The sequence below is a fragment of the Pantoea sp. X-Soil-ISGK-355 genome (assembly GCF_059730805.1).
Window position 1 is genome coordinate 251,430 of the sequence record NZ_AP035972.1, and the last position, 19,944, is coordinate 271,373.

The 19,944-nt window shown below is 54.0% G+C and carries 17 protein-coding genes; 4 read left to right on the plus strand and 13 right to left on the minus strand.

From position 1 onward, the window contains the following. Positions 1-11: 11 nt before the first annotated feature. The 13 genes from AC6I8J_RS19915 to AC6I8J_RS19975 all read right to left on the minus strand — a co-directional run bounded on the left by AC6I8J_RS19915 (position 12) and on the right by AC6I8J_RS19975 (position 16,615). A complete protein-coding gene (locus AC6I8J_RS19915; RefSeq protein WP_497825752.1) occupies positions 12-1,103 on the minus strand; it encodes an alkylhydroperoxidase domain protein in 1,092 nt (363 codons plus the stop codon). Continuing rightward, the gene (locus tag AC6I8J_RS19920; protein ID WP_497825753.1) at positions 1,100-2,107 is read right to left on the minus strand and encodes a putative FMN-dependent luciferase-like monooxygenase; all 1,008 of its coding nucleotides are present in this window, start codon (positions 2,105-2,107) and stop codon (positions 1,100-1,102) included. The genes AC6I8J_RS19915 and AC6I8J_RS19920 overlap by 4 nt, the downstream gene beginning before the upstream one ends. Continuing rightward, positions 2,104-3,723 (minus strand): dipeptide ABC transporter ATP-binding protein, encoded by a 1,620-nt coding sequence (locus AC6I8J_RS19925; protein ID WP_497825754.1) that lies wholly within the window; start codon positions 3,721-3,723, stop codon positions 2,104-2,106. Before AC6I8J_RS19925 ends, AC6I8J_RS19920 begins: the two co-directional genes overlap by 4 nt. Continuing rightward, positions 3,720-4,565, minus strand: a complete 846-nt coding sequence (locus AC6I8J_RS19930; RefSeq protein WP_440829616.1) for an ABC transporter permease — start codon at positions 4,563-4,565, stop codon at positions 3,720-3,722. Before AC6I8J_RS19930 ends, AC6I8J_RS19925 begins: the two co-directional genes overlap by 4 nt. Beyond that, positions 4,562-5,503, minus strand: coding sequence for an ABC transporter permease (locus AC6I8J_RS19935; RefSeq protein ID WP_440829615.1), 942 nt, complete (start codon positions 5,501-5,503; stop codon positions 4,562-4,564). Before AC6I8J_RS19935 ends, AC6I8J_RS19930 begins: the two co-directional genes overlap by 4 nt. A gap of 12 nt (positions 5,504-5,515) precedes the next feature. Continuing rightward, positions 5,516-7,150 (minus strand): TIGR04028 family ABC transporter substrate-binding protein, encoded by a 1,635-nt coding sequence (locus tag AC6I8J_RS19940; protein ID WP_497825755.1) that lies wholly within the window; start codon positions 7,148-7,150, stop codon positions 5,516-5,518. Positions 7,151-7,363: 213 nt separating this feature from the next. Further along, the gene (locus tag AC6I8J_RS19945) at positions 7,364-8,593 is read right to left on the minus strand and encodes an MFS transporter (RefSeq protein WP_497825756.1); all 1,230 of its coding nucleotides are present in this window, start codon (positions 8,591-8,593) and stop codon (positions 7,364-7,366) included. Positions 8,594-8,671: 78 nt separating this feature from the next. Continuing rightward, positions 8,672-11,026, minus strand: a complete 2,355-nt coding sequence (locus AC6I8J_RS19950; protein WP_497825757.1) for a GNAT family N-acetyltransferase — start codon at positions 11,024-11,026, stop codon at positions 8,672-8,674. A gap of 1 nt (position 11,027) precedes the next feature. Then, positions 11,028-12,320 carry a lysine N(6)-hydroxylase/L-ornithine N(5)-oxygenase family protein gene (locus tag AC6I8J_RS19955; protein WP_222925733.1) on the minus strand — a complete coding sequence of 431 codons (1,293 nt, stop codon included), beginning with the start codon at positions 12,318-12,320 and terminating at the stop codon, positions 11,028-11,030. A 1-nt stretch (position 12,321) separates the two neighbouring features. After that, positions 12,322-13,884 carry a pyridoxal phosphate-dependent decarboxylase family protein gene (locus AC6I8J_RS19960; protein WP_497825758.1) on the minus strand — a complete coding sequence of 521 codons (1,563 nt, stop codon included), beginning with the start codon at positions 13,882-13,884 and terminating at the stop codon, positions 12,322-12,324. Between the two features lie 549 nt (positions 13,885-14,433). Further along, positions 14,434-15,807: a PTS ascorbate transporter subunit IIC gene (gene ulaA / locus AC6I8J_RS19965; protein ID WP_285088644.1), complete on the minus strand. Its 1,374-nt coding sequence runs from the start codon at positions 15,805-15,807 to the stop codon at positions 14,434-14,436. A 38-nt stretch (positions 15,808-15,845) separates the two neighbouring features. Further along, positions 15,846-16,118: a PTS sugar transporter subunit IIB gene (locus tag AC6I8J_RS19970; RefSeq protein ID WP_003855084.1), complete on the minus strand. Its 273-nt coding sequence runs from the start codon at positions 16,116-16,118 to the stop codon at positions 15,846-15,848. Between the two features lie 47 nt (positions 16,119-16,165). Then, a complete protein-coding gene (locus AC6I8J_RS19975; protein WP_497825759.1) occupies positions 16,166-16,615 on the minus strand; it encodes a PTS sugar transporter subunit IIA in 450 nt (149 codons plus the stop codon). 432 nt (positions 16,616-17,047) lie between these two features. Between AC6I8J_RS19975 and AC6I8J_RS19980 the strand changes: the two genes are divergently transcribed. The 4 genes from AC6I8J_RS19980 (at position 17,048) to AC6I8J_RS19995 (ending at position 19,587) form a co-directional block, all read left to right on the plus strand. Next, complete coding sequence (locus AC6I8J_RS19980; RefSeq protein ID WP_222925737.1) at positions 17,048-17,782, plus strand: GntR family transcriptional regulator; 735 nt, start codon at positions 17,048-17,050, stop codon at positions 17,780-17,782. A gap of 409 nt (positions 17,783-18,191) precedes the next feature. Continuing rightward, a complete protein-coding gene (tssD, locus tag AC6I8J_RS19985) occupies positions 18,192-18,653 on the plus strand; it encodes a type VI secretion system tube protein TssD (RefSeq protein WP_262390938.1) in 462 nt (153 codons plus the stop codon). Further along, entirely contained in the window at positions 18,653-19,015 is a 363-nt protein-coding gene (locus AC6I8J_RS19990; RefSeq protein WP_161736785.1) for a tlde1 domain-containing protein, read from the plus strand. Before tssD ends, AC6I8J_RS19990 begins: the two co-directional genes overlap by 1 nt. Further along, the gene (locus AC6I8J_RS19995; RefSeq protein WP_497825760.1) at positions 19,012-19,587 is read left to right on the plus strand and encodes a hypothetical protein; all 576 of its coding nucleotides are present in this window, start codon (positions 19,012-19,014) and stop codon (positions 19,585-19,587) included. Before AC6I8J_RS19990 ends, AC6I8J_RS19995 begins: the two co-directional genes overlap by 4 nt. Positions 19,588-19,944 lie beyond the last annotated feature (357 nt).

The window sequence follows — 19,944 nt, forward strand, 5'->3', positions numbered from 1 at the left end:
GTTTATCCCTGTTATTCCGGCAGAAAAGGCTCGCCCAGCGTGAGCATCAGGCGATTGGCCCAGGCAAAGAAGGCGGTGGACTGAATCAGGTCGAGCAGGTCGAGCGTATCCAGACCCTGCTCACGCAGTGCAGCGATCTGCGACTGCGTAGGTTGCGCAGGGGTCAGCGACAGCGCTGCCGAAAAGGCGATGATCGCCTGCCAGCGGGCAGTGTGTCCGTGGGATAACACTGCGCCGGGCGCGACATTCAGCAGCTTCTGTATTGCGTCATCCTGCTTTGAAAGCTGGCTGGCTTTACGCGCATGAACCGAGGCGCAATAAATACAGCCGTTGACCTTACTGACCACCGTGGCGGCCAGCTCACGCTCGGCGCGCGGCAGCCCGCCAGCGGTGTAGAAAATGCCTTTGTCGGTCAGGGTACGCTGCTCCAGCAGCGGCAGGTTACGCCCCAGCAGACGGAAATAGTCGGAATCGGTGTGACCAAATTTTGCCAGTATCGCCTGCTCCTCCTCACTGAACTCAGCCAGCGGTCTGGCGGGCAGCCACGGCTCCCAGCCGAGTTCCTGCTGCGTAAACGCGGTCAGCGCCGTTTTGCCGCTGGCGGTCTGCAGTGCCTCATGCCAGTGACCGGCGACGACCGGTGCAGCTTCAACCGCTGCTTCATGGCCCTGCAGGCTGCGCAGGCCTGTGATTATCCGGCTCTGAAAACTGACGAACGCCACCAGTTGCGCCAGCGTGACAATGCCACGCGGACTCCAGCCCGCCTGCTTCAGCGCCTCCAGATCGGCAGGTGTGGCGGCAACCGGCTCGAAGGTGAGGCGATGCGCGAAATTCAGCGCGGCACTAATCCGATCACTATCGGGCACGGGCTGCTGCGGCTGATAGTGCGCCTGCAGACCAGGCTGTCCATGCCAGTCTGCGACCTTTGCCGCCAGAAGGCGCCGCTCGGTTAACGGAAAATCGTCATCGCCCTGGCTGAACAGCACCTCGTAGCTGCCCTGGGCATGGCGCGTCGCGGCGTGGCGTGTCTGGCGCGCGTGGGCCAGTCCGGAATCGGGGTCGATATCGGCCAGTGTGGCAATCAAATCGTCAGGTTGACTCATGAAATTCTCCTGTCGGGTTCGCCAGCAGCACGAAGTGCGGGCGCAATATGTCCGGCAATCAGCTCAATCGAGCGCAGCGTATCGGCATGCGAAGGCTCTGCTGAATGCACCTGGAATGAGATGTCGGTGACGCGAGGCAGCACGCTGTCCTGCACCAGCGAGCGCGCGACCTGATCGATGCCGCCAACATGGGCATCAAACTGTGCCAGCAGGTCATCAAAGCTTTCCCCGCGTATTTCGCCACGGTACTGAGCAGCCTGCTTGCGAATGCCCGGTTCAGCGATCTGACGCGCGTAGTGGTCTGAATCCGCGACAAATGCAGTGCGGGAGGCAAGAATACGCGGCTCAATTCCCGCCGGAAGTGCCGCGAGATAGGCATCAATCAGCGGATTCTGCAGCGCATCGAGCGGAAGTCCGGCCTGGCCTGCTGGTCGTGGCTGGGTGCGCGACAGCATCAGACCGTGTCCGCCCTGGCCGGCACGGATTGCGCCCTCAACCGAAAAGGTGGCGATCCACACGCGTCCGGCGAGCTGCGGCGCGGCAGGATAAAGATGATTATCAGGATGACCCAGCGAATCACCGCGCCAGGCACTAAGCAGCGTATGCAGATTCTCTGCAAATGCCGCGCCGCGTTCGCCAGGCATCAGGCCAAAGGGTAAAAACGAGTCCGGCGTGCCGCCCGAACCCAGCCCGATCTCCAGCCGTCCGTCCGACAGCAAATCCAGTACTGCGGCATCTTCTGCGACCCGTAATGCATTTTCCATCGGTAGCGTGATGATGGCAGTGCCGAGCCGTATGGTGCGGGTATGGGCGGCGGCGTGCGCCAGAAAAACCAGTGGCGAAGGCAGTCCGCCCTCATCCTCATGAAAGTGATGTTGAGCAATCCATGCCGTATCAAAGCCACAGTGCTCGGCATGCTGAATCTGCTCAGTGGCCAACTGATAGCGCTGTTTAGCCGGGACGTTATCCAGCAGTCGGGTAAAAAATCCGAGACGTCGGCTCATGCTGACTCCTTATGCGTTAACGGAATGAGCGGAGGAATTGCACCGATCAGTTCGCGCGTGTAGGGATGCTGAGGTGCGCTGAATATCGTGACAACGTCACCTTGTTCTACCGCTTCGCCCGCTTTTAATACGGTGATGCTGTCAGCAATCTGTCGCACCGTCGCCAGATCGTGCGTAATAAAGAGATAAGTCAGCCCCAGTTCGGCCTGAAGCTGCTGCAACAGGTTGAGGATTTGTGCCTGCACCGTGACATCCAGCGCCGACGTCGCCTCGTCCAGCACCAGGATTTCAGGCTCACAGATCAGCGCTCGCGCCAGGGCGACACGCTGCCGCTGACCGCCCGAAAGTTCATGCGGCTGACGTGACAGCAGAGAGAGCGGCAGCGCCACCCGCGAGGTGATCGCTACCACCCGTTCGCGGCGCTGGCTGCGGTTCAGCCGGTCAAAGTTACGCAGAGGTTCTTCGATAATCGCATAGAGCGTCTGACGGGGATCGAGCGAGGAAAACGGGTTCTGATAGACAAACTGGATCTTACGGCGCAGCTGACGCATTGCCTCGCCGCGCAATCCATTGACTACAATGCCGTTCAGCGTCACTGCGCCTCTATCGACGGTTTCAAAGCCCAGAATGATACGTGCCAGCGTCGTTTTTCCGGATCCGGATTCGCCGACCAGCGCATGCGTGGTGCCACGTGCCACCTGAAAACTGACGTTATTCAGCGCCTGTAACCGCTGCTGTTTACCCAGCGAAAAGCTTTTCATCACGCCGGTTGCCCGAATTGCCGGGGCAGAAAAACGGGCGGCCGCAGGTTTTACGCGGGCCGGTCGCTCTGGCGCAGCATCGTTCAGTAACTGACGGGTGTAGGGATGTGATGGCGCGCTGATGACCTGGGCGGTGCGTCCCGCTTCCTGAATTTCACCGTGGCGAAAAACAATGATGCGGTCTGCACGCTGTGCTGCCAGCGCCAGGTCATGGGTGACAAACAGCACGGCGGTATTAGACTCCTGCCGCAGGTCATCCAGCAGATCGAGAATGCGCTTCTGCACCGTGACATCCAGTGCGCTGGTCGGCTCATCCGCAATAATGATCTCCGGCTGCAGGGCGAGGGCGATAGCGATTAAAACACGCTGCTTCATGCCGCCTGAGAGCTGATGTGGAAACTGCCTGACCCGCTGTTCCGGGTGGCTGAGACCGACGCGGGTCAGCAGATCAATGACCCTTTGCTTGCGCTGTGCTGCCGGTAATCGCAGATGCAGGCGCAGGATCTCCTCCACCTGTTCGCCGACAGTTTTAACCGGATTCAGTGAGTTGCCGGGATCCTGCGGCACCAGGCTGATGCGCGCACCGCGCAGCGAGTCGACGCGCTTCTGCGACCACTGGCTGATATCAACGCCGTTGAGCCGGATTTCGCCCGCTTCGCGGCGGCCGTTTTCTGCCATCAGGCCCATAATGGCCTGTGCCGTGGTGGTTTTGCCGGAACCGGATTCGCCGACCAGTGCCACCATCTCACCGGCGTGCAGTTCGAAGCTGACGTTATTCACCACCGGCTGCCACTGGTTGCCGCGGCGATAGCTTAACGTCAGGTTGTTGACGGCGAGTAACGGCTGAGCGCTCATCGGCGTCCTCCTGAAAGTTGCTGACTGATGCGGTTCGCAGCGAGCACGACAGCCACTACCACCACACCAGGAAATGTGGTCAGCCACCAGGCGGTAGCCAGATAATTACGGCCTTCAGCGATTAACAGACCCCATTCCGGAATCGGCGGCGGCGTGCCGTAGCCGAGAAAACTCAGGGTCGACAGCGCCAGAATAGCCTGACCAAACTGCAGGGCGGCATAGGCGATCACTGGCGTCAGTGCATTGGGCAGAATGTGACGCCACAGCACGCTGAAAAACCGGCCGCCGCTGCCGTAAGCGGCTTCGACATACTCGCTGTGGCGGATGCGCACCACTTCGGCCCGTGCCAACCGGGCGAAGCTGGCAATGGAGGCGATGCCCACTGCGAGCGCGGCATTCAGGGTGCCGAAGCCGAGCAGAATCAGTACGCTCAGGGAGAGCAGCAGTGAGGGGATCGCCAGTAATACATCCACAGCGCGCATCACTATCGATTCAGTTTTTCCGCCCGTGGCGCCTGCCAGGACGCCTAGCGCGGTTCCGGCCAGCAGACCGATTGCCACTGATATGACGGCGGCAGAGAGGGAATGTGACGCGCCGTAAACAATGCGGGAAAAGAGATCGCGGCCCAGTTGATCGGTGCCGAGCCAGTGTCCGGCCTGCGGTGCCAGTCGCTGTGCGCCCGCGATGCCTTCCAGCGGGTTAGCCTGGGTAAAAAGGGCCGGAAAAAGGGCCGCCAGCACGGCCAGCACCATCACGAATACAGCGAGCCACAGGCCCGGCGCGAAGCGGTAACGCTTAGACGAGACGGATTGCCGGGCGGCCGCGTAATCAACCAGACTCATGTTGCACCTCTTAAGAGCTGTAAGCGCGGGTCAAACAGCGGCATCAGCAGATCCACCAGCAGGTTGATCACCACAAAACCCAGCGCGGAGATCATCACTACCGCCTGCAACACCGCCACATCCTGATTGTTCACCGCCTGCTGCGTCAGCTGACCCAGCCCCCCCAGGCCAAAGACCGTTTCGGTAATCAGCGCGCCGGCAATCAGTTCCCCCAGCAGCAGTCCCGCTACGGTAAGCACCGGCAGCATCGCGTTACGCAGGATATGCCGCCAGAGGACATAGTGCTCGCTGGCACCTTTGGCCCGCGCCACTGCCACGAAAGGTCGGGTGGAAACCTCATCAATGCTGCGCAGCAGAATCTGTGCCAGCGGCGCTGAGATCGGAACGGCGACGGTGATAATGGGCAGAATCAGTCCCTGCCACGGCGAGGGATTGATGACCGGGATCCAGCGCAGCTGGAATGAGAAGAGCTGAATCAGGGCGATGCCGAGCCAGAAGGTCGGCACGGAGATAAACAGCGCGGGCAGGGACTGCAGCAGATTACGCAGGAAGCGCAGGGCGGGCAGCCTTGAGAGGGCCGCCAGTACGAAAGCCAGCAGCGTTGCCAGCAGGAATCCGCACAGCGCCAGTCGCAGCGTGCCGGGCAGGTTGCTGGTCAGCAGTTCATTGACCGGCACGCCCGCCTGCACCGAATAGCCGAAGTCGCCATGCAGCATCGCCGCCAGCGTATGCAGATACTGTTGCCACAGCGGGCTGTCTGCGCCATAGGCCTGACGCATTTCAGCAATCTGCTGTGGACTCAGGCCGAGATCCGGATTCTGAAACTTTATCAGCACCGCATCACCCGGCAGCACCTGCAACAGCACAAATGACAGGGTAAAGGCAGCCCAGAGTACCAGCAGTCCCAGACCGGCGCGTTGCAGCAGATAGTGGCGCATCCTCACCTCCGGTTACTGTTTTTCCAGCCAGGCACCATACAGCGCCGGACGGCCTACCGCTTCAAAACTGACCCCTTTCAGCCAGGGCGCGCCTGCATAAACCTGCGGCTCTTCAAAGATAGGAATTACATAGGCCTGGTCCAGCAGATAGCGCTGAACATCACCGGTCAGCTGCAGCCGTTTTGCCGGATCAACTTCGGAGGAGACATCCACCAGCAGCTGATTGAGTTTGTCGTCACGGAAGTTTTTTACTTTGTCGCTGGAGCCGCCTTTCTGCAGCAGGTTGTCGCGGTTAGCCGGGTAGAAGCTGCTTTTGATCACGTCGGGGTCGGCGCGACCAACTTCGGTGACGTTAAGCGGCGTCTTCAGGGGATCGAGGTTATCCAGCGTTTTGCTGCCCGCATCACCCGCTTTGACGGTGAGGGTAACCCCCGCCTGTCGCCACTGCTGCGCGACCAGTTGCAGCACCTCTTTGTTCTGCGGCTGCGGCAGGGATTCATAGACGGTCAGAGCCAGTCGCTGGCCCGCTTTTTCACGGATGCCATCTGCGCCCGGTTTCCAGCCCGCCTGGTCGAGCAATGCCTTAGCTTTCGCCAGATCAAACGTCAGTTTGTCCGCCAGATTGACGTAGCCGGCAGCGGTGGTCGCGACGACCGAGGTTGCCTGCGGATAGTTGGGAGAGAAGAGCGTTTCAACCACCTGCTTCGCATTGGTGGCGTGCAGCAGCGCCTGACGCACCCGGATATCACTCACCAGCGGATTATCAGGACGGAAGCTCAGGCTGTCGTTGACGCCACGGGTCGGCGCGGCATAAACCGGGAAGTTCTGATCTTTCGCCTGCTTCTCATCATAAGCCTGCACCTGACGAATCAGTCCCGCCTGGCCCGCCAGCAGCGCACCGATGCGCACGCTGTCTTCCGGCGTCACAATCACTTTAATTCCGTCGAGGTTAGCCGGACCCTGCTGCCTGATGTTTTTCGGGCCCCACTGGTACGCTTTGCGCGCCACCAGATCAACTTCACGACCGAGCTTCTCATCACTGACCACAAATGGTCCGGAACCAATGATATGCCGGGCATCACCCAGTTGATCGAAACTGCGTGCCAGGGTACTCAGCGACACCAGGCCGGAGCCAATGGTGGCGGTGCCCTGCAAAAATCCAGGCGAGGGTTTTTTGAAATAAAACTTCACCGTCAGCGGATCAATCACTTCACTGTGGTCGTAGTTATTAATCACTTCTGAAACCGGCAGGCGCAGCGCTTTATTTCCCAGCCCGTAGGTATCAAAGTTTTTCGCCACCGCGTTGGCATCTAATGGTGTGCCGTCAGAAAAAGTCACACCCGGACGTAATTTAAAGGTGTATTCCGTTTTATCGGCATTGGTGGTCCAGCTTTCCGCAATCCAGGGCTCAACCTGTAATGTTTCAGGATTCTGCCAGGTTAATTTATCGGTGATCTGATTGAGAATGCCGCCATTCGGGTAAAAGCCCCCGGCTGGCGGATAAAGGTTGGTATGTGCCTGCTGTTCAAGATAAATCAGCGTGCCGCCTTTAACCGGCGTGGCCACTGCATTAAAGGTGAGAATCCCGGTAAGTAAGGTAAAAACCAGCGTCTGTGCGCGTGGTTTAAGGGGAAATAACGTCGTCATGGTGAATTCCTTTGTTATCAATTGCCTCAGCAGGCGGAATCATCATCGAATGACGCAACACACAGATAAAGTAACGATTTGGTCAAAGCTTATCTGAAAATAATAAATGCGGGAGTGGGTGGGAATTTATGAATGGTTTGAATGTACGGAATGGCAAATAAACATCTGCCATTCCGCGGATTTATATTTTCTTAACGACCTGCAGGGGCGTTATTACAATTCGGCACATAATTTACGCTGTCCGGCACGCAGGAACGCACTCACCAGACCCAGCCACAGCAACCCGCAGATCAGGTTCACCAGGCTAAAGCCGCCGGTTCCAAAGCTGAAATATGCGGTTTTGGCGGCTTCAATGCCCAGCGCAATAATCAGGATGCTTACCATACCCAGCATTGCCGCCACGCTGCCTTTTCCGGCGCTGCTTGAAAACAGCGTCATGCGATACAGTCCGGCATTAATCAGCCCGGTGCCGAAGCCGTAAAGACTCATTCCGGCGGTGAGCCATAGATAACTTTGCGGATCCAGCAAAGTAGCGACCACCGCAATAGCCAGTCCGCAGACCACGGGCCAGGCACCAAGCCGTACCGGTTGTTCAATCGGCAGACGGCTGGACAATCGCCCCAGCATCAGATTGCCCGCAATCATCGCGGCAAAGACCGGCAGCTGAAGCAGGGCATAGTGGATGCGGCTAAGTTGCGCGCCGTGGATCAAAATCACTGGTGATAGCGCCACCCAGGCGATGCAGGGCACGGTGACCAGTCCGATTGCCAGTGAACCACGCATCACCTGACGATCCTTCAGCAACGCCGCGTAACCGCTGATAATCGATCGCAGCGACAGCGGTTTCTGACGGTCGCCCGCCGTTTCAGGCATGGCATACCACAACCCGGCCAGCGCCAGGGCCGCAACCGCACCAATCAGCCAGAAAAGGGTGCGCCATTCTCCCACGGTCAGAAAAGCCGCACCCGCCAGTGGCCCGGCCAGCGGGGCCAGCAATGCGACGTTGGCCATCAGCGCCATCATTTTAATGCTCAGCGACTCTGTAAATGCCTCCTGCACCGCTGCGTAACCCACCGCACCGATAAAGCAGAGGCTGATTCCCTGCAGAAACCGCAGCAGGACAAACTGCTCAATGCTCTGCACCCAGTGGGTCGCGATACAGGAGAGCATAAAAAAGGCCACGCCGCTGAGCAGCACCGGACGCCGTCCGATGCGATCCGAGAGCGGACCCAATAGCCACTGCAGCAGTATGCCCCCCGCCAGATAGGCGGTCAGCGAGGTGGAAACCCATTCCGGGCCGACCTTGAATTCCTGCGTCACCAGCAGCATGCCGGGCTGGATCATGTCATGCGCGATATAGGTGGCGAACTCGAACAATACCAGCGATAGCGGAAAGATCAGATGTCGCCGGGTCAGCGTTGCCAGCGGTTGAAAAGAAGCCATTAAAGATTCCTGCAATAAAACCATTAAAAAAAGCGGCCACCAGGGTGACCGCATAATAATCGAGTGACAGTGTAACGCTTAGCGCCAGCGGGCAATCGGGTTGATCAATGTGCCAGCGAACTTCAGGTTCTCGGCGGGATCGGAGAGGTTGATCATCTGCTGGTTATTCGCCAGCTGCAGGCGGTTCAGGCAGGAGCGGGTAAACTCGGGCGCGAACATGTCATAGCGCGCGAACTTAGTCGCATGCTCCGGATGCGCCTGCTGGTAATCCTTCACGCACTGCGCCACTGCCTGCCAGAAATCGTCTTCCGGCAGTGTCTCTGACTGATCCAGAATCGTGCTGATAAAGCGGAAGATGCAGTCAAACACATCGGTGAAGATAGAGAGTAACTTAAGTTCTTCCGGCACCTCGACGGCCAGGCGCTGCACGCCTTCCGGCAGCACCGCGTCAGGGTTCATCACGGCGATCTCTTCGCCGATATCCTTCATATAGGCGCTGACCGGAACGTTGTTCTCCAGCAGCATGATCAGGTTTTCACCGTGCGGCATAAACACCAAATCGTGCTGATAGAAGCAGTGCAGCAGCGGGCTAAGATAGCAGGTCAGATAGCGTTCAATCCACTGCTTAGCAGGTAAACCGGAGTCCGCGATCAGCGCGGGCAGCAGTGGCTGCTGGTGGTGATCGACGTGCAGGAAAGAGGCCATCGTCATCAGACGCTGGCCTGGTTGCAGGCTGGCGGCTGGATTATCGCGCCACAGCGCTGCAAACATCTTTTTATAGGCCGAATCGCCTTTGATCGCCTGCTCGTAGTAGCGGTTGTGATAGCCAACTGACGCAACTTCACGCAGGATGCGGAAATCACAGCGTTTCAGCCAGGCATCCCCCGCCACCAGCTGTTCCAGCCAGCCATTTATCGCAGGTGTTGTCGCCATGTAGTAGGGCGACAGGCCGCGCATAAAGCCCATGTTAAGTACTGACAGCGCGGTTTTCACGTAACGCTTTTCAGGCTGGCTGCGGTTAAAGAAGGTACGGATGGACTGCTGCGCCTGGTAAGTATCGTCGCCGGTGCCGAGATAAACAATATCGTGGCTGGCAATGTCGGCCGCAAACACGGTCAGCAGTTTGTTCTGCCACTGCCACGGATGTACCGGCATCAGGATATAGTCCTCTGTCGCCAGCCCTTTATTCACAATCTGCGCATTGAACTGTTCCACGGTAGTGTCGCCCAGCTCATCACGCATCAGCTGCTCATAGCTCAACTCGCTGAGGCTGGAGAAATGGGCGTTGCGGCGGTGCACCGCGACCCAGATAAGATGCACGGGTGCGGCCGCTTCCGGCGCATAGGCCAGATAGTCCTGTGCATCGAAGCCAATACGTCCGTTGTTGGCAACAAAGCAGGGATGGCCTTCGGTCATTGCCGCTTCTACCGTCTGGAAATCAGCTGCGACCAGCGCCTGGCTGTCAGGGTTATTCTTCTGCAGCTTATATACGCTGCTGCACAGGGTGCTGCTGATCTCTTCCATGTAGGTCGCCAGCAGCGCCTGCGGAATCCCGATCACCCCGTTGAACTCCACGATAAACTTCAGCGCATCCAGCGGCAGCGCATGACCGTTCTCCTGCTTGCGCAGTGAATCTGCGTCGATCTCCCAGTGATCCAGTGCCAGCCGCGCGGCGTGAAAATGATATGTCGCTTCTCCGCCCGGCACGGCCAGCTGATAGCTGCCATCACCCGTTTCCTGCGGCGCAATGATTTTTTCATGCGCGAACTCAGCAATTGCCTTGCGGATCAGCATGCGGTTTGCCTGCGCCCAGTGGTCGCCCGTCAGATGCGTGCCGTCGGTCAGTGAAGGGAGAATGTTCATGGTCTGCGACTCCTGCTGTAACGCGTGTTGATAATCTTCCCGCTGGCAAAAGGCCAGCCAGGCGGTTTTATGGCCCATGTCGATAGTGTGCTGGTAGCGGAATCCGGCGCGTTTATTCAGCACGTGAATTTTTTCATTGCGCACGTCTGGCTCGACCACCACGCGACGCACCTCTGGACGGCTGAACATGTAGTCCATCACCAGCGTGAAGACCTGCCAGCTAAAGGCTTTGATCGGCTGGCTGGCTGGGGCAATCAGAATATGCATGCCGTAATCATCGGACGCGGCCGGATAAAACTTGCCAACCTCGTCGTCACAGGCGCGGTAGCACTCAATCAGGCAGACGGGCTGATCATTGCAGCAGCCAATCAGCGCTGCATGGGGATCCGTTGCCGTCAGCGTCTGGTAGAACGCCGCGACCTGCTCCAGGCTCTGCTGCTGCATGCCCCAGAAGCGGGCGTAATCGCGGGTAACCCAGCTGTGGATTAGCGGCGCATCACTCTCAAGCATCGGTCTCAGGGTAAATCGTCCTGCGGGGCGGTCGGCACTGAACAGTGTTAGTGATTTCATCTCAGTGCTCCGATTTTGCCGGGAAGGTCTGGAAGGCGATCTGGCGCTCAATCGGATAGACCTCGCGTCCGGTCAGTTCACGCAGCAGTACAGAGTTGCGGTAGCAAGCCATGCCGAGGTCCGGCGTGACAAAGCCGTGGGTATGCAGTTCGGCGTTCTGTACGAAAATCTGATTATGATGATCGATGCTGTAGTTGCGCTGCACGTCGTAGCGGCCTTTGTCATCCCAGCGCAGGCGTGCGGTAATGCCCTCTAAAAACATTGGTGGCTGATAGTGATAGCCGGTCGCCATCACCAGTCCTTCAGAGCGACGGGTGAAGGTGCAATCCTGCTCCTCCTGATGTAGCGTCAGCTCGAATTCGCCCTGCGGCAGCCAGCGCATCGCGGTCAGCGCCGAGTGGGTAAACAGGTTGACGTTGAGATCGCCGTCGAGCTGTTTGACATACATCAGGTCATAAATGTCATTGATTAAGCTGCTGTTGATGCCTTTGTAGAGATTCTTATGGCGCGCATTCAGCTCATCACGGGTGGTGGCGGGCAGGGCGTGGAAATAGTCGACCCACTCTGGTGAGGTCATCTCCAGCGTGAGCTTGGTGTACTCCAGCGGATAGAAGCGCGGCGCGCGGGTGATCCAGTTGAGCTGATAACCAAAGCGGTCAATATCGGTCAGCAGGTCGTAGTAAATTTCTGCGGCGCTCTGGCCGCTGCCCAGTACGGTAATTGAACGCTTCTGCTGCAGTTCTGCTTTGTTAGCCAGATAGTGGCTGGAGTGCGTCAGGCGCTGACGATGCGGCTGGCTGCACGCTGGCATCCAGGCTTTAGGCCCGGTGCCGAGAACCAGATGACGCGCCTGATAGCGCAGTTTTTCACCCGTTCGGGTGTCGGTCACCTGAAGATGATAGATCCCGGTGGCCTCATCATGGCTGACATACTCGACATGACTGTTCCAGCGCAGATTGGAGAGCCGCGAGCTGGCCCACTGGCAGTACTGGTTATACTCTTTGCGCATCAGGAAGAAATCTTCACGGATATAAAAAGAGTATAACTTTCCCTTTTCCTTCATGTAGTTGAGCAGACTATACGGGCTGGTGGGGTCGGCAAGCGTCACCAGGTCGGCCATAAACGGCGTCTGAAGATGCGCATTTTCCAGCATCATGCCGGTGTGCCAGTCAAAGCCCGGATTCTCATCCAGGAAGAGACCATTCAGCCCCTCAACCGGCTCGCTCAGACAGGCCAGGCTCAGGTTGAACGGGCCGATGCCGATACCAATAAAATCGTAAACAGGATTATTCATTTCAGATCTCTCCATGATTCGCCGCGCTCAGCGCAGAGGCACGCACCTGTTCGCGGCCATAGTGCGCAATCAGGCTCAGTACATCTTCAATGTCGGCAGTGGTCGTGGTGGGATTTAACAGGGTAAATTTCAGATACTGACGCCCGTCGACTTTTGTGCCCGCAATCACCGCATTACCGGAACGGAACAGCGCTTTACGGATGGCAGCGTTGATCTCGTCGATCTGCGCGTCGCTGGCATGTTTGCCGGGAACGTAGCGGAAAATCTGGGTCGTCAGCTCAGGCGCATGCAGCACTTCAATGGCAGGATGCGCCGTTAACAGCTGGTGCGTGGCCTGGGTCAGATCTATCAGCGTATCGAAGGCGTCACCCAGCGCCGCGGGGCCCATCACACGCAGTGTCAGCCACATCTTCAGGGCGTCAAAACGGCGGGTGGTCTGAATACTTTTGTTCACCAGATTGGGCGTGCCTTCCTGCTGAGCGCTGAGTGGATTCAGGTAATCTGCATGGTGCGTGACATGCTTCAGGTCATGACTGTCGCGCACAAAGAAGGCGCCACAGCTGACAGTCTGGAAGAACGATTTGTGATAATCGACAGTGACGGAGTCAGCATGCTCAATGCCGTTCAGCCGTGCGCGATGATTCTCAGAAACCAGCAGGCCGCAGCCGTAAGCGGCGTCAACATGCATCCAGAGACCGTGATCGTCACAGAGACGGGCGATTTCGGGCAGCGGATCGATGCTGCCAAAGTCTGTGGTGCCGCTGGTGGCGACTACGGCAATCGGGATTAGCCCTTCACTGCGGCAGCGTGCGATCTCTTTTTCCAGGCATTTTGCGTCCATGCGGTAGTGGTCGTCGTGATCAACGGCGATAACCGCGTCATAGCCCAGACCCAGAATCGCCATCGACTTCTGAATGCTGAAGTGGCTGAGTTTCGAGGTAAATACCCGCCACTTCGGCGCTGTCTCCGGCAGGCCGCGATGTTTGATCAGATGCCCCGGATGATGTTCCGCGCACCAGCTGTCACGCGCCAGCAGCATTGCCATCAGATTGGACTGGGTGCCGCCGCTGGTAAAGATCCCATCCGATCCGGCAGGCAGACCAATACGGCCCAGCGTCCAGTCGATCACCTTCTGCTCAATCAGCGTGCCGCCGGCACTCTGATCCCAGGTATCGACCGAACTGTTCACTGCCGCCATAATCTGCTCGGCCATCAGAGAGGGCAGCACGACCGGGCAATTCAGATGCGCCAGGTATTTAGGGTGGTGGAACCAGACGGCGTCACGCAAATAGAGCTGACTCAGCTCTGCCAGCGCGTCATCGTTATTGCCCAGCGGACGATCGAGATCGACATCGCTGAACGCCGCCGCCAGTTCGTGGGGCAGAATCCCGCTGAAAGGCTTCTCTACGCCAGTAACGGTGCGCGTCATCAGCGACAGCACCTCCTGAGTCTGCTGCGACCAGGCCGCCAGTTGCTGATCGTTAAAAATAGCCGTTTCGGCTCCGCTGGCATTGGAGGCTGGCGCGAGGTCCAGTACCGTCTGAGTGGATGAGCGTAAAAGCATTTTCAGTTCCTGTGCGTGAATATCAGTGACCCTGCCGACACCGCGTCAGCAGCGTTAGAAATCCGCTCAACAACTCCAGTAAACATAAAACTAACTAACCAGATAAAAACCCTGACCATTACGTGGGTTAGGGTTTTCACCTTAAAAAGAGAAAATACCGCATATTATTTGTGGATTTGGCAGCGTTTAACGCTTTGTTATATGCGGATGAGAGTGTAAATGTTAATCATTATCATTCAAATGTTTTGTTGTTAAATTTTATTTATTAGTATGCCTAATGTTGAAAATGTGATTCAGATCACTTTTTACGTTCGGAATAGTCCTTTTTTTATGGAAAATCAGGACCGGGTTGAACCAGAAATGAGGGGAGCAATGGCGTTGTGCGTCAGCGTATGGGCAAAACAAAGGGGAGAAATGACATTAATCGATATCAGGATTGGCGCGCTGCAGCCAGTAAGTGTGAGAATACCGGGGGTTCGGTCAGTCTGGTCGGGTGTGAAAAACCGGAAAAGGCGGAGGGCCTTTTCCGGTTAGCATTACAGCGGCTGATTACACTTCATTTGTTTCAGCAGGAACTTTCTTTTTGGCCATGAAGTTATAAACCACAAGCAGGCCAAAAATGCCGGTGATAATCAGGGTAATGGTTCCCTTATCCATAAAGTGCGCCATATTACCGAGCAGGATGCCTGTTACGCCAAAGTCCGTATCCGAGAAAGTGGTGTTGGTCAGTCCAATCTGTCCGAGCACCGGCAACAGGGCGACAGGCAGGAAGGTGATTAACAGGCCATGAGCGAAGGCGCCACAGATTGCTCCGCGTTTGCCGCCGGTCGCATTACCAAACACGCCAGCTGTCGCACCACAGAAGAAGTGAGGAACAACACCCGGCAGAATCAAGACCCAATGCAGCTGACCCAGGACAAACAGTCCGACCAGACCACCGACAAAGCTGGAGATAAAGCCAACCAGCACCGCATTCGGCGCATAGGGGAAGACAATCGGGCAATCGAGCGCGGGTCTGGCTTCCGGCACTAGTTTTTCTGAAAAGCCGGTAAAGGCCGGAACGATTTCAGCCAGAATTAAACGCACGCCCTGCAGGATAATAAAGACGCCTGCGGCAAAGGTAATGGCCTGAATGAAGGAATAAACGAGGTAGTTCTGACCATTGCTGAAGTTAGACTCTACGTACTCTTTACCGGCAGACACCGACAGGATTAAGTAAATAATCATCATCGTCAGGGAGATAGAGATTGTACTGTCGCGCAAAAAACTCAGGTTTTTTGGCATATTCATCTCTTCGGTGGATTTCGAACCTTTACCAACTAAAGAGCCGATCCAACCTGATAAGACATAACCTATTGTCCCGGTATGCGCCAGCGCGACATGGTCACCTCCGATGATCTTGCGAATATAGGGCTGAGCGATAGCCGGGAAGGTGGCCATCAGAATACCTAACAGCAGTGACCCGGTATAAATAAGCTGAATACCTTCAAAACCAGCAACCGATAAAATAATCGCGATCATACAGGCCATGTAAAACGTCACATGTCCTGACAGGTAGATATATTTGAGTCGGGTGAATCGGGCAACCACAATGTTGGCAACCATGCCGAAGGCCATGATCATGGTGGTTGGCGCGCCATATTTAGCCAGCGCGATAGAGACCATTGCTTCGTTATTTGGAATGATGCCCTGAACATCAAACGCATGTTTGAAAATGTCGCCCAGTGGCGTCAGGGAACCGACCAGAACGGTCGCGCCACCTGCCAGCACCAGAAAGCCCAGAATAGTTTTTACCGTGCCCTTAATCACATCTGGAAACGGCTTTTTCTGCGCAATCAGTCCGAAAAATGCCACCAGTCCGACCAGGATTGAGGGCACTTTCAGTACATCGACGACGAACTGCAAAAGATTTTGAGTAAACATATTAACCTCGAGGTAAGGCGTTTATCTGATTATTACCGTCAGTTTTTCTCAAAATACTCGCGTATTTTTTGCTCCACTTCTTTCAGGTCGATAATATTGTTGATGATGATGACCTTCTGTTCCGGCAGGTTTGCGCTGTAGGCAATATCTTTTGCCATCACAAAAACATCCGCCACATCAGGCGTAACAGAACCAAGATCTGAATGTTCAACTTCCGCTTCAACGCCGATTGTTTTAAGCACTTTTTTGATGTTCATTTCCATCATAAAGCTGCTGCCCAGGCCTGAACCACACACTGCCATAATCTTCATATCAAACCTCATTAACTGTTGATTAAAAGTCGCTTTTAACGGGCGGATCAGACGTCTGATAAAATCGTCATGAGCGCGTCCTGGCTGCTCGCATTAAAGATCCGAGCCATGATCTCTTCATCGGACAGCACTTCCGCCAGTTGGGAAATCATTTCGATATGGCTATTACTGTCCGGTGCCGCAAACATAAAAATCGCCTTTACCGGATCGTTCTCTTCAGAGTCAAAATTTACAGGTGTGCCCAGCAGCACAATCGACAAACCCAGTTTGTGCGCACCCTGTTCCGGGCGCGCGTGAGGCATGGCAATCTGCGGCGCGATAACAAAAAAGGGACCGATCTCCTCTTTCTGTCGAATAATGGCATCAATATAATCCTGCGATATTGCGCCTTCACAGAGCAGAGGTCGCCCGGCTATCGCTATCGCTTCCTGCCAGTCCGCAACGCGTTCAACGTACTGGACTTTCTCATTGTTTAACCACTTCGCCAGGTGTGACATCGCTTTGATCTCCCTCAAAATGCCTGAGTATGTACAGTCAGTTTTTCAAAACTCCTGCTTCACCACTTTTTAACTGAGCCTGCTGACAACCGAAGCTCAGGATAATGAAGGGCTTAAGATGATTAAAAAAGCCTCTTCTCATAGTGTTACGAGAAAGTTAGTTGCTGACCGTGGACGTAAGGTTGTATTTCATCTTCGTCATCACATCTGTACATGTTGAAGATGTCTAGTCATCCTGATGATGTCCCTCGATGTGTATGGACACAACCTGTAAAGTCAAAATATCGCTGAACAGCCTTAACATCAGTGCCAACTTGATAAGTTGGTCACATATTCAGGTCGCCGAATTAGTACTTATCCGGCAATGTCAGGCAGAACTGTACTGATACGGATTGATGGCGTTCCACCTTCACGCATACAGGAAGACATTCGATGGCTGATGGCATCACAGAAAAGCAAAAAGAGGTTGTTGATTACATCCTCAATAAAATTAAGGATGATGGCCTTCTCCCCGGAGAAAAGCTGGATACCGAAATATCCATCGCAAAAAATATCGGCATTACCCGTGCGACGGTTCGTGAAGCGACACGTATTCTGGTTGAGCAGCAGAGAATTTATCGCGTCAAAGGTTCAGGTATCTTTGTGGGCTCTACTGAAGTGAGCAGTCAGGCGCACAGATATCATGTGCTTTCACCGTTTGATTTTCAGGCGCAACGAAAGGGGCATAAAGGCGTCAGGAAAATCATTTCGGTCAGCATAATTAAAGTCCCTTCAGCCGATATGGCGCAGGCGCTCCGTATTAAAAACAGCGATCAGATTTATAAAATTTTACGCCTGATGTGTTTCGATGATATCCCCGTGGCTCTGGAACATATTCACCTGCCGGTGAATATGTTTAATAGCCTGGAATTCAGCAAGCTGGAGGTCTCAAAATATGGCTATATTGAAGAGGTTACCGGTAAGAAAGTGCAGCTCAGGGATCAGCATCTGACGGCCGTGAATCTCGCTGATTCACAGACGCTGACTCTGCTTAATTTAGCGGAAGGGGATGCTGTCATTCAGCTCAATGAAACCGTTTATCTCGACGACGGCGTTCCCTGTGAAGTGAATGTGGCGCTTATCAACACCCGCTTTTTCCCGTTGAAACAAAACTCGCAACGGCCTTAGAAAATACGCTTTAGACACCTGTTTTTACGTATATCAACGCTATTACTTTGCGCAGACATCAACAGGCAAGCGATCCTGAATCAGCTGACTCCGGGATAGAGTTTGCGCTTTGGCGTGTAAGCAAGTATGCCAGGCAGCATGCTTTAATCAGCCGCTTTCGGTATCATCAGACAAAATGATCTTTCATCTAAAAATAAAATTTTTCAATATCATTATGATTTTAATTTACATGAGTAATTACTCGATGACTTAACTTGTTTTTTCGCTAAAATCCAAAGAAATGCCATCACTTGATTGATATCAAAAAATCTTCCAATACTCTCTTGCTAAAAAGATATAACAGATGATTATTACACTGTCTGATAATAAAAGGGAGTTAGTAATGGCTATTCCAGTTTAGCTATGGCTTATGGATGATAGTGGTAAGACCATAAAAGGAAGCGTTGATGTAAAAGGCAGAGAGGGAAGTATAGAAGTTAGCGAACTAATGCACTCTATTGAACAACCTACAGAGACTTTAACCGGAAAAATCACCGCAAAATGCTTACATAGTTCATTCTCATTTATGAAAGAAATTGATAGTTCTTCTCCCTGGCTTTACAAAGCCCTGTCTACGGGGCAAACACTAAAGTCAGCAGTATTTAAATTCTATAGAATAAATAATAACGGACAGGAGGAGGAGTATTTTCGAACCAGCCTTGAGAACATTAAGGTTACAGAAGTAAATTCCCTGATGATGGATGTTAAAAAACACCAGTGGGCCAGGCACAATCATGTTGAGTTTATTGATTTTTCCTATAAAAAAATTACATGGCATTATCTGGACGGTAATGTCATTTATTCTGATTCATGGAATGAGAGGAATGGATAATGGCATGGGAATATGATGTCACATCACACACCTTCAGCCGCAATGGTGAAACATACACCGCAGATTACGCCGGGGCGACAGGTTATAAGAATGATTTTTCTCAGGAATGTGTAAGCAGCAAAGGCCCACTACCCAGGGGTAATTATACCATTGGTTCTCCGCATAATTCAGTTCACACCGGAAAATATACTCTCGATCTCACACCCGCTCTGAGCAATGCCATGTGTGGCCGCTCTGCGTTTCGTATTCATGGAGCAAGCAAGAAGCATCCACTGGATTCATCTGAAGGTTGTATAATCGCTTCACTCAGTGTACGAAAAAGCATATGGGCAAGTGGTGACAGGGAGTTAAATGTTAAATGAAATCACTTCTTATCATTACAATATTTTCTCCTGCTGTGATGGCTGCTCAGATGACAGGCTTCGGCGCCAGTTATTATGATGACAAATCATCAGTCACTTATCACGACACACGCAAAGAATTAGTTCCCGAAGTAATCATTGGTGACAGGCTTTTTGCCATGGAGTTTAGCCGCCTTGAAGACATTGCAAAACAAACCGGAGCTGTAGTTAACCACGATAATCAGGCATCGTGGTTCTGCCTGACATCCAGAAATGTAAACTTCTGGTTTATTTCAGATAACGAGATGGGGCAGGGAGACTTAACGATGATAGCCATTGCGAGCGAGGGAACGAAAAAAGAGTGTTCTGAATATCAAGGGTATTTGAATGTCTCTGTTACAGGCATCCCTTTACTCAACGCATCTTCAGACACTCTGTTCTCGATGTTCTCCAGTAAGCCAGAAGGGAAAATTAACCAGTATTGCAATAATTCACGTCGATACGGAGGATTTACTCAGTTGAATTGCCTTCAATATTATCGTGAAAACAGCACAATCAAGGGCGTAATGATCAGCCAGGTTACGGCCAGTTAACAGTATTCCGGAGGCTACATGCTGTGTAGCCTCTGACTTGTACGAATGCTTACAAGACTTATTTTCCTGTCTCATTTTTCTGCCCCGGTAAGAGTCGACTCAATAATGCTCCATCCCTGATGAATGAAATTCCTGCAGTCGCGGCTAATAACAACTGTCATCTCTCCATACGTAAGACGATTTTCTGCAGACCTTTGCCAGTTCGCCGATTTTACTCACCTGAATATCAGGCATCGAAAAACGTTATACGCAAAATATCTGCCTGATTCCCTGTTTCAGAGCCCGTTTTCCCTCTTTCACTTCTCACTGTTCCCCATTATGACGAATTCAATAAAGCATAAAACAATATGATGTTTT

What these genes read in the sequence shown, in the direction of transcription:
- AC6I8J_RS19940 (WP_497825755.1), bottom strand. Translation starts at nt 7,150, where the DNA reads ATGACGACGTTATTTCCCCTTAAACCACGCGCACAGACGCTGGTTTTT.
- AC6I8J_RS19925 (WP_497825754.1), bottom strand. Translation starts at nt 3,723, where the DNA reads ATGAGCGCTCAGCCGTTACTCGCCGTCAACAACCTGACGTTAAGCTAT.
- AC6I8J_RS19930 (WP_440829616.1), bottom strand. Translation starts at nt 4,565, where the DNA reads ATGAGTCTGGTTGATTACGCGGCCGCCCGGCAATCCGTCTCGTCTAAG.
- AC6I8J_RS19975 (WP_497825759.1), bottom strand. Translation starts at nt 16,615, where the DNA reads ATGTCACACCTGGCGAAGTGGTTAAACAATGAGAAAGTCCAGTACGTT.
- AC6I8J_RS19950 (WP_497825757.1), bottom strand. Translation starts at nt 11,026, where the DNA reads ATGAAATCACTAACACTGTTCAGTGCCGACCGCCCCGCAGGACGATTT.
- AC6I8J_RS19955 (WP_222925733.1), bottom strand. Translation starts at nt 12,320, where the DNA reads ATGAATAATCCTGTTTACGATTTTATTGGTATCGGCATCGGCCCGTTC.
- tssD (WP_262390938.1), top strand. Translation starts at nt 18,192, where the DNA reads ATGGATGATAGTGGTAAGACCATAAAAGGAAGCGTTGATGTAAAAGGC.
- ulaA (WP_285088644.1), bottom strand. Translation starts at nt 15,807, where the DNA reads ATGTTTACTCAAAATCTTTTGCAGTTCGTCGTCGATGTACTGAAAGTG.
- AC6I8J_RS19970 (WP_003855084.1), bottom strand. Translation starts at nt 16,118, where the DNA reads ATGAAGATTATGGCAGTGTGTGGTTCAGGCCTGGGCAGCAGCTTTATG.
- AC6I8J_RS19935 (WP_440829615.1), bottom strand. Translation starts at nt 5,503, where the DNA reads ATGCGCCACTATCTGCTGCAACGCGCCGGTCTGGGACTGCTGGTACTC.
- AC6I8J_RS19960 (WP_497825758.1), bottom strand. Translation starts at nt 13,884, where the DNA reads ATGCTTTTACGCTCATCCACTCAGACGGTACTGGACCTCGCGCCAGCC.
- AC6I8J_RS19995 (WP_497825760.1), top strand. Translation starts at nt 19,012, where the DNA reads ATGAAATCACTTCTTATCATTACAATATTTTCTCCTGCTGTGATGGCT.
- AC6I8J_RS19990 (WP_161736785.1), top strand. Translation starts at nt 18,653, where the DNA reads ATGGCATGGGAATATGATGTCACATCACACACCTTCAGCCGCAATGGT.
- AC6I8J_RS19920 (WP_497825753.1), bottom strand. Translation starts at nt 2,107, where the DNA reads ATGAGCCGACGTCTCGGATTTTTTACCCGACTGCTGGATAACGTCCCG.
- AC6I8J_RS19980 (WP_222925737.1), top strand. Translation starts at nt 17,048, where the DNA reads ATGGCTGATGGCATCACAGAAAAGCAAAAAGAGGTTGTTGATTACATC.
- AC6I8J_RS19915 (WP_497825752.1), bottom strand. Translation starts at nt 1,103, where the DNA reads ATGAGTCAACCTGACGATTTGATTGCCACACTGGCCGATATCGACCCC.
- AC6I8J_RS19945 (WP_497825756.1), bottom strand. Translation starts at nt 8,593, where the DNA reads ATGGCTTCTTTTCAACCGCTGGCAACGCTGACCCGGCGACATCTGATC.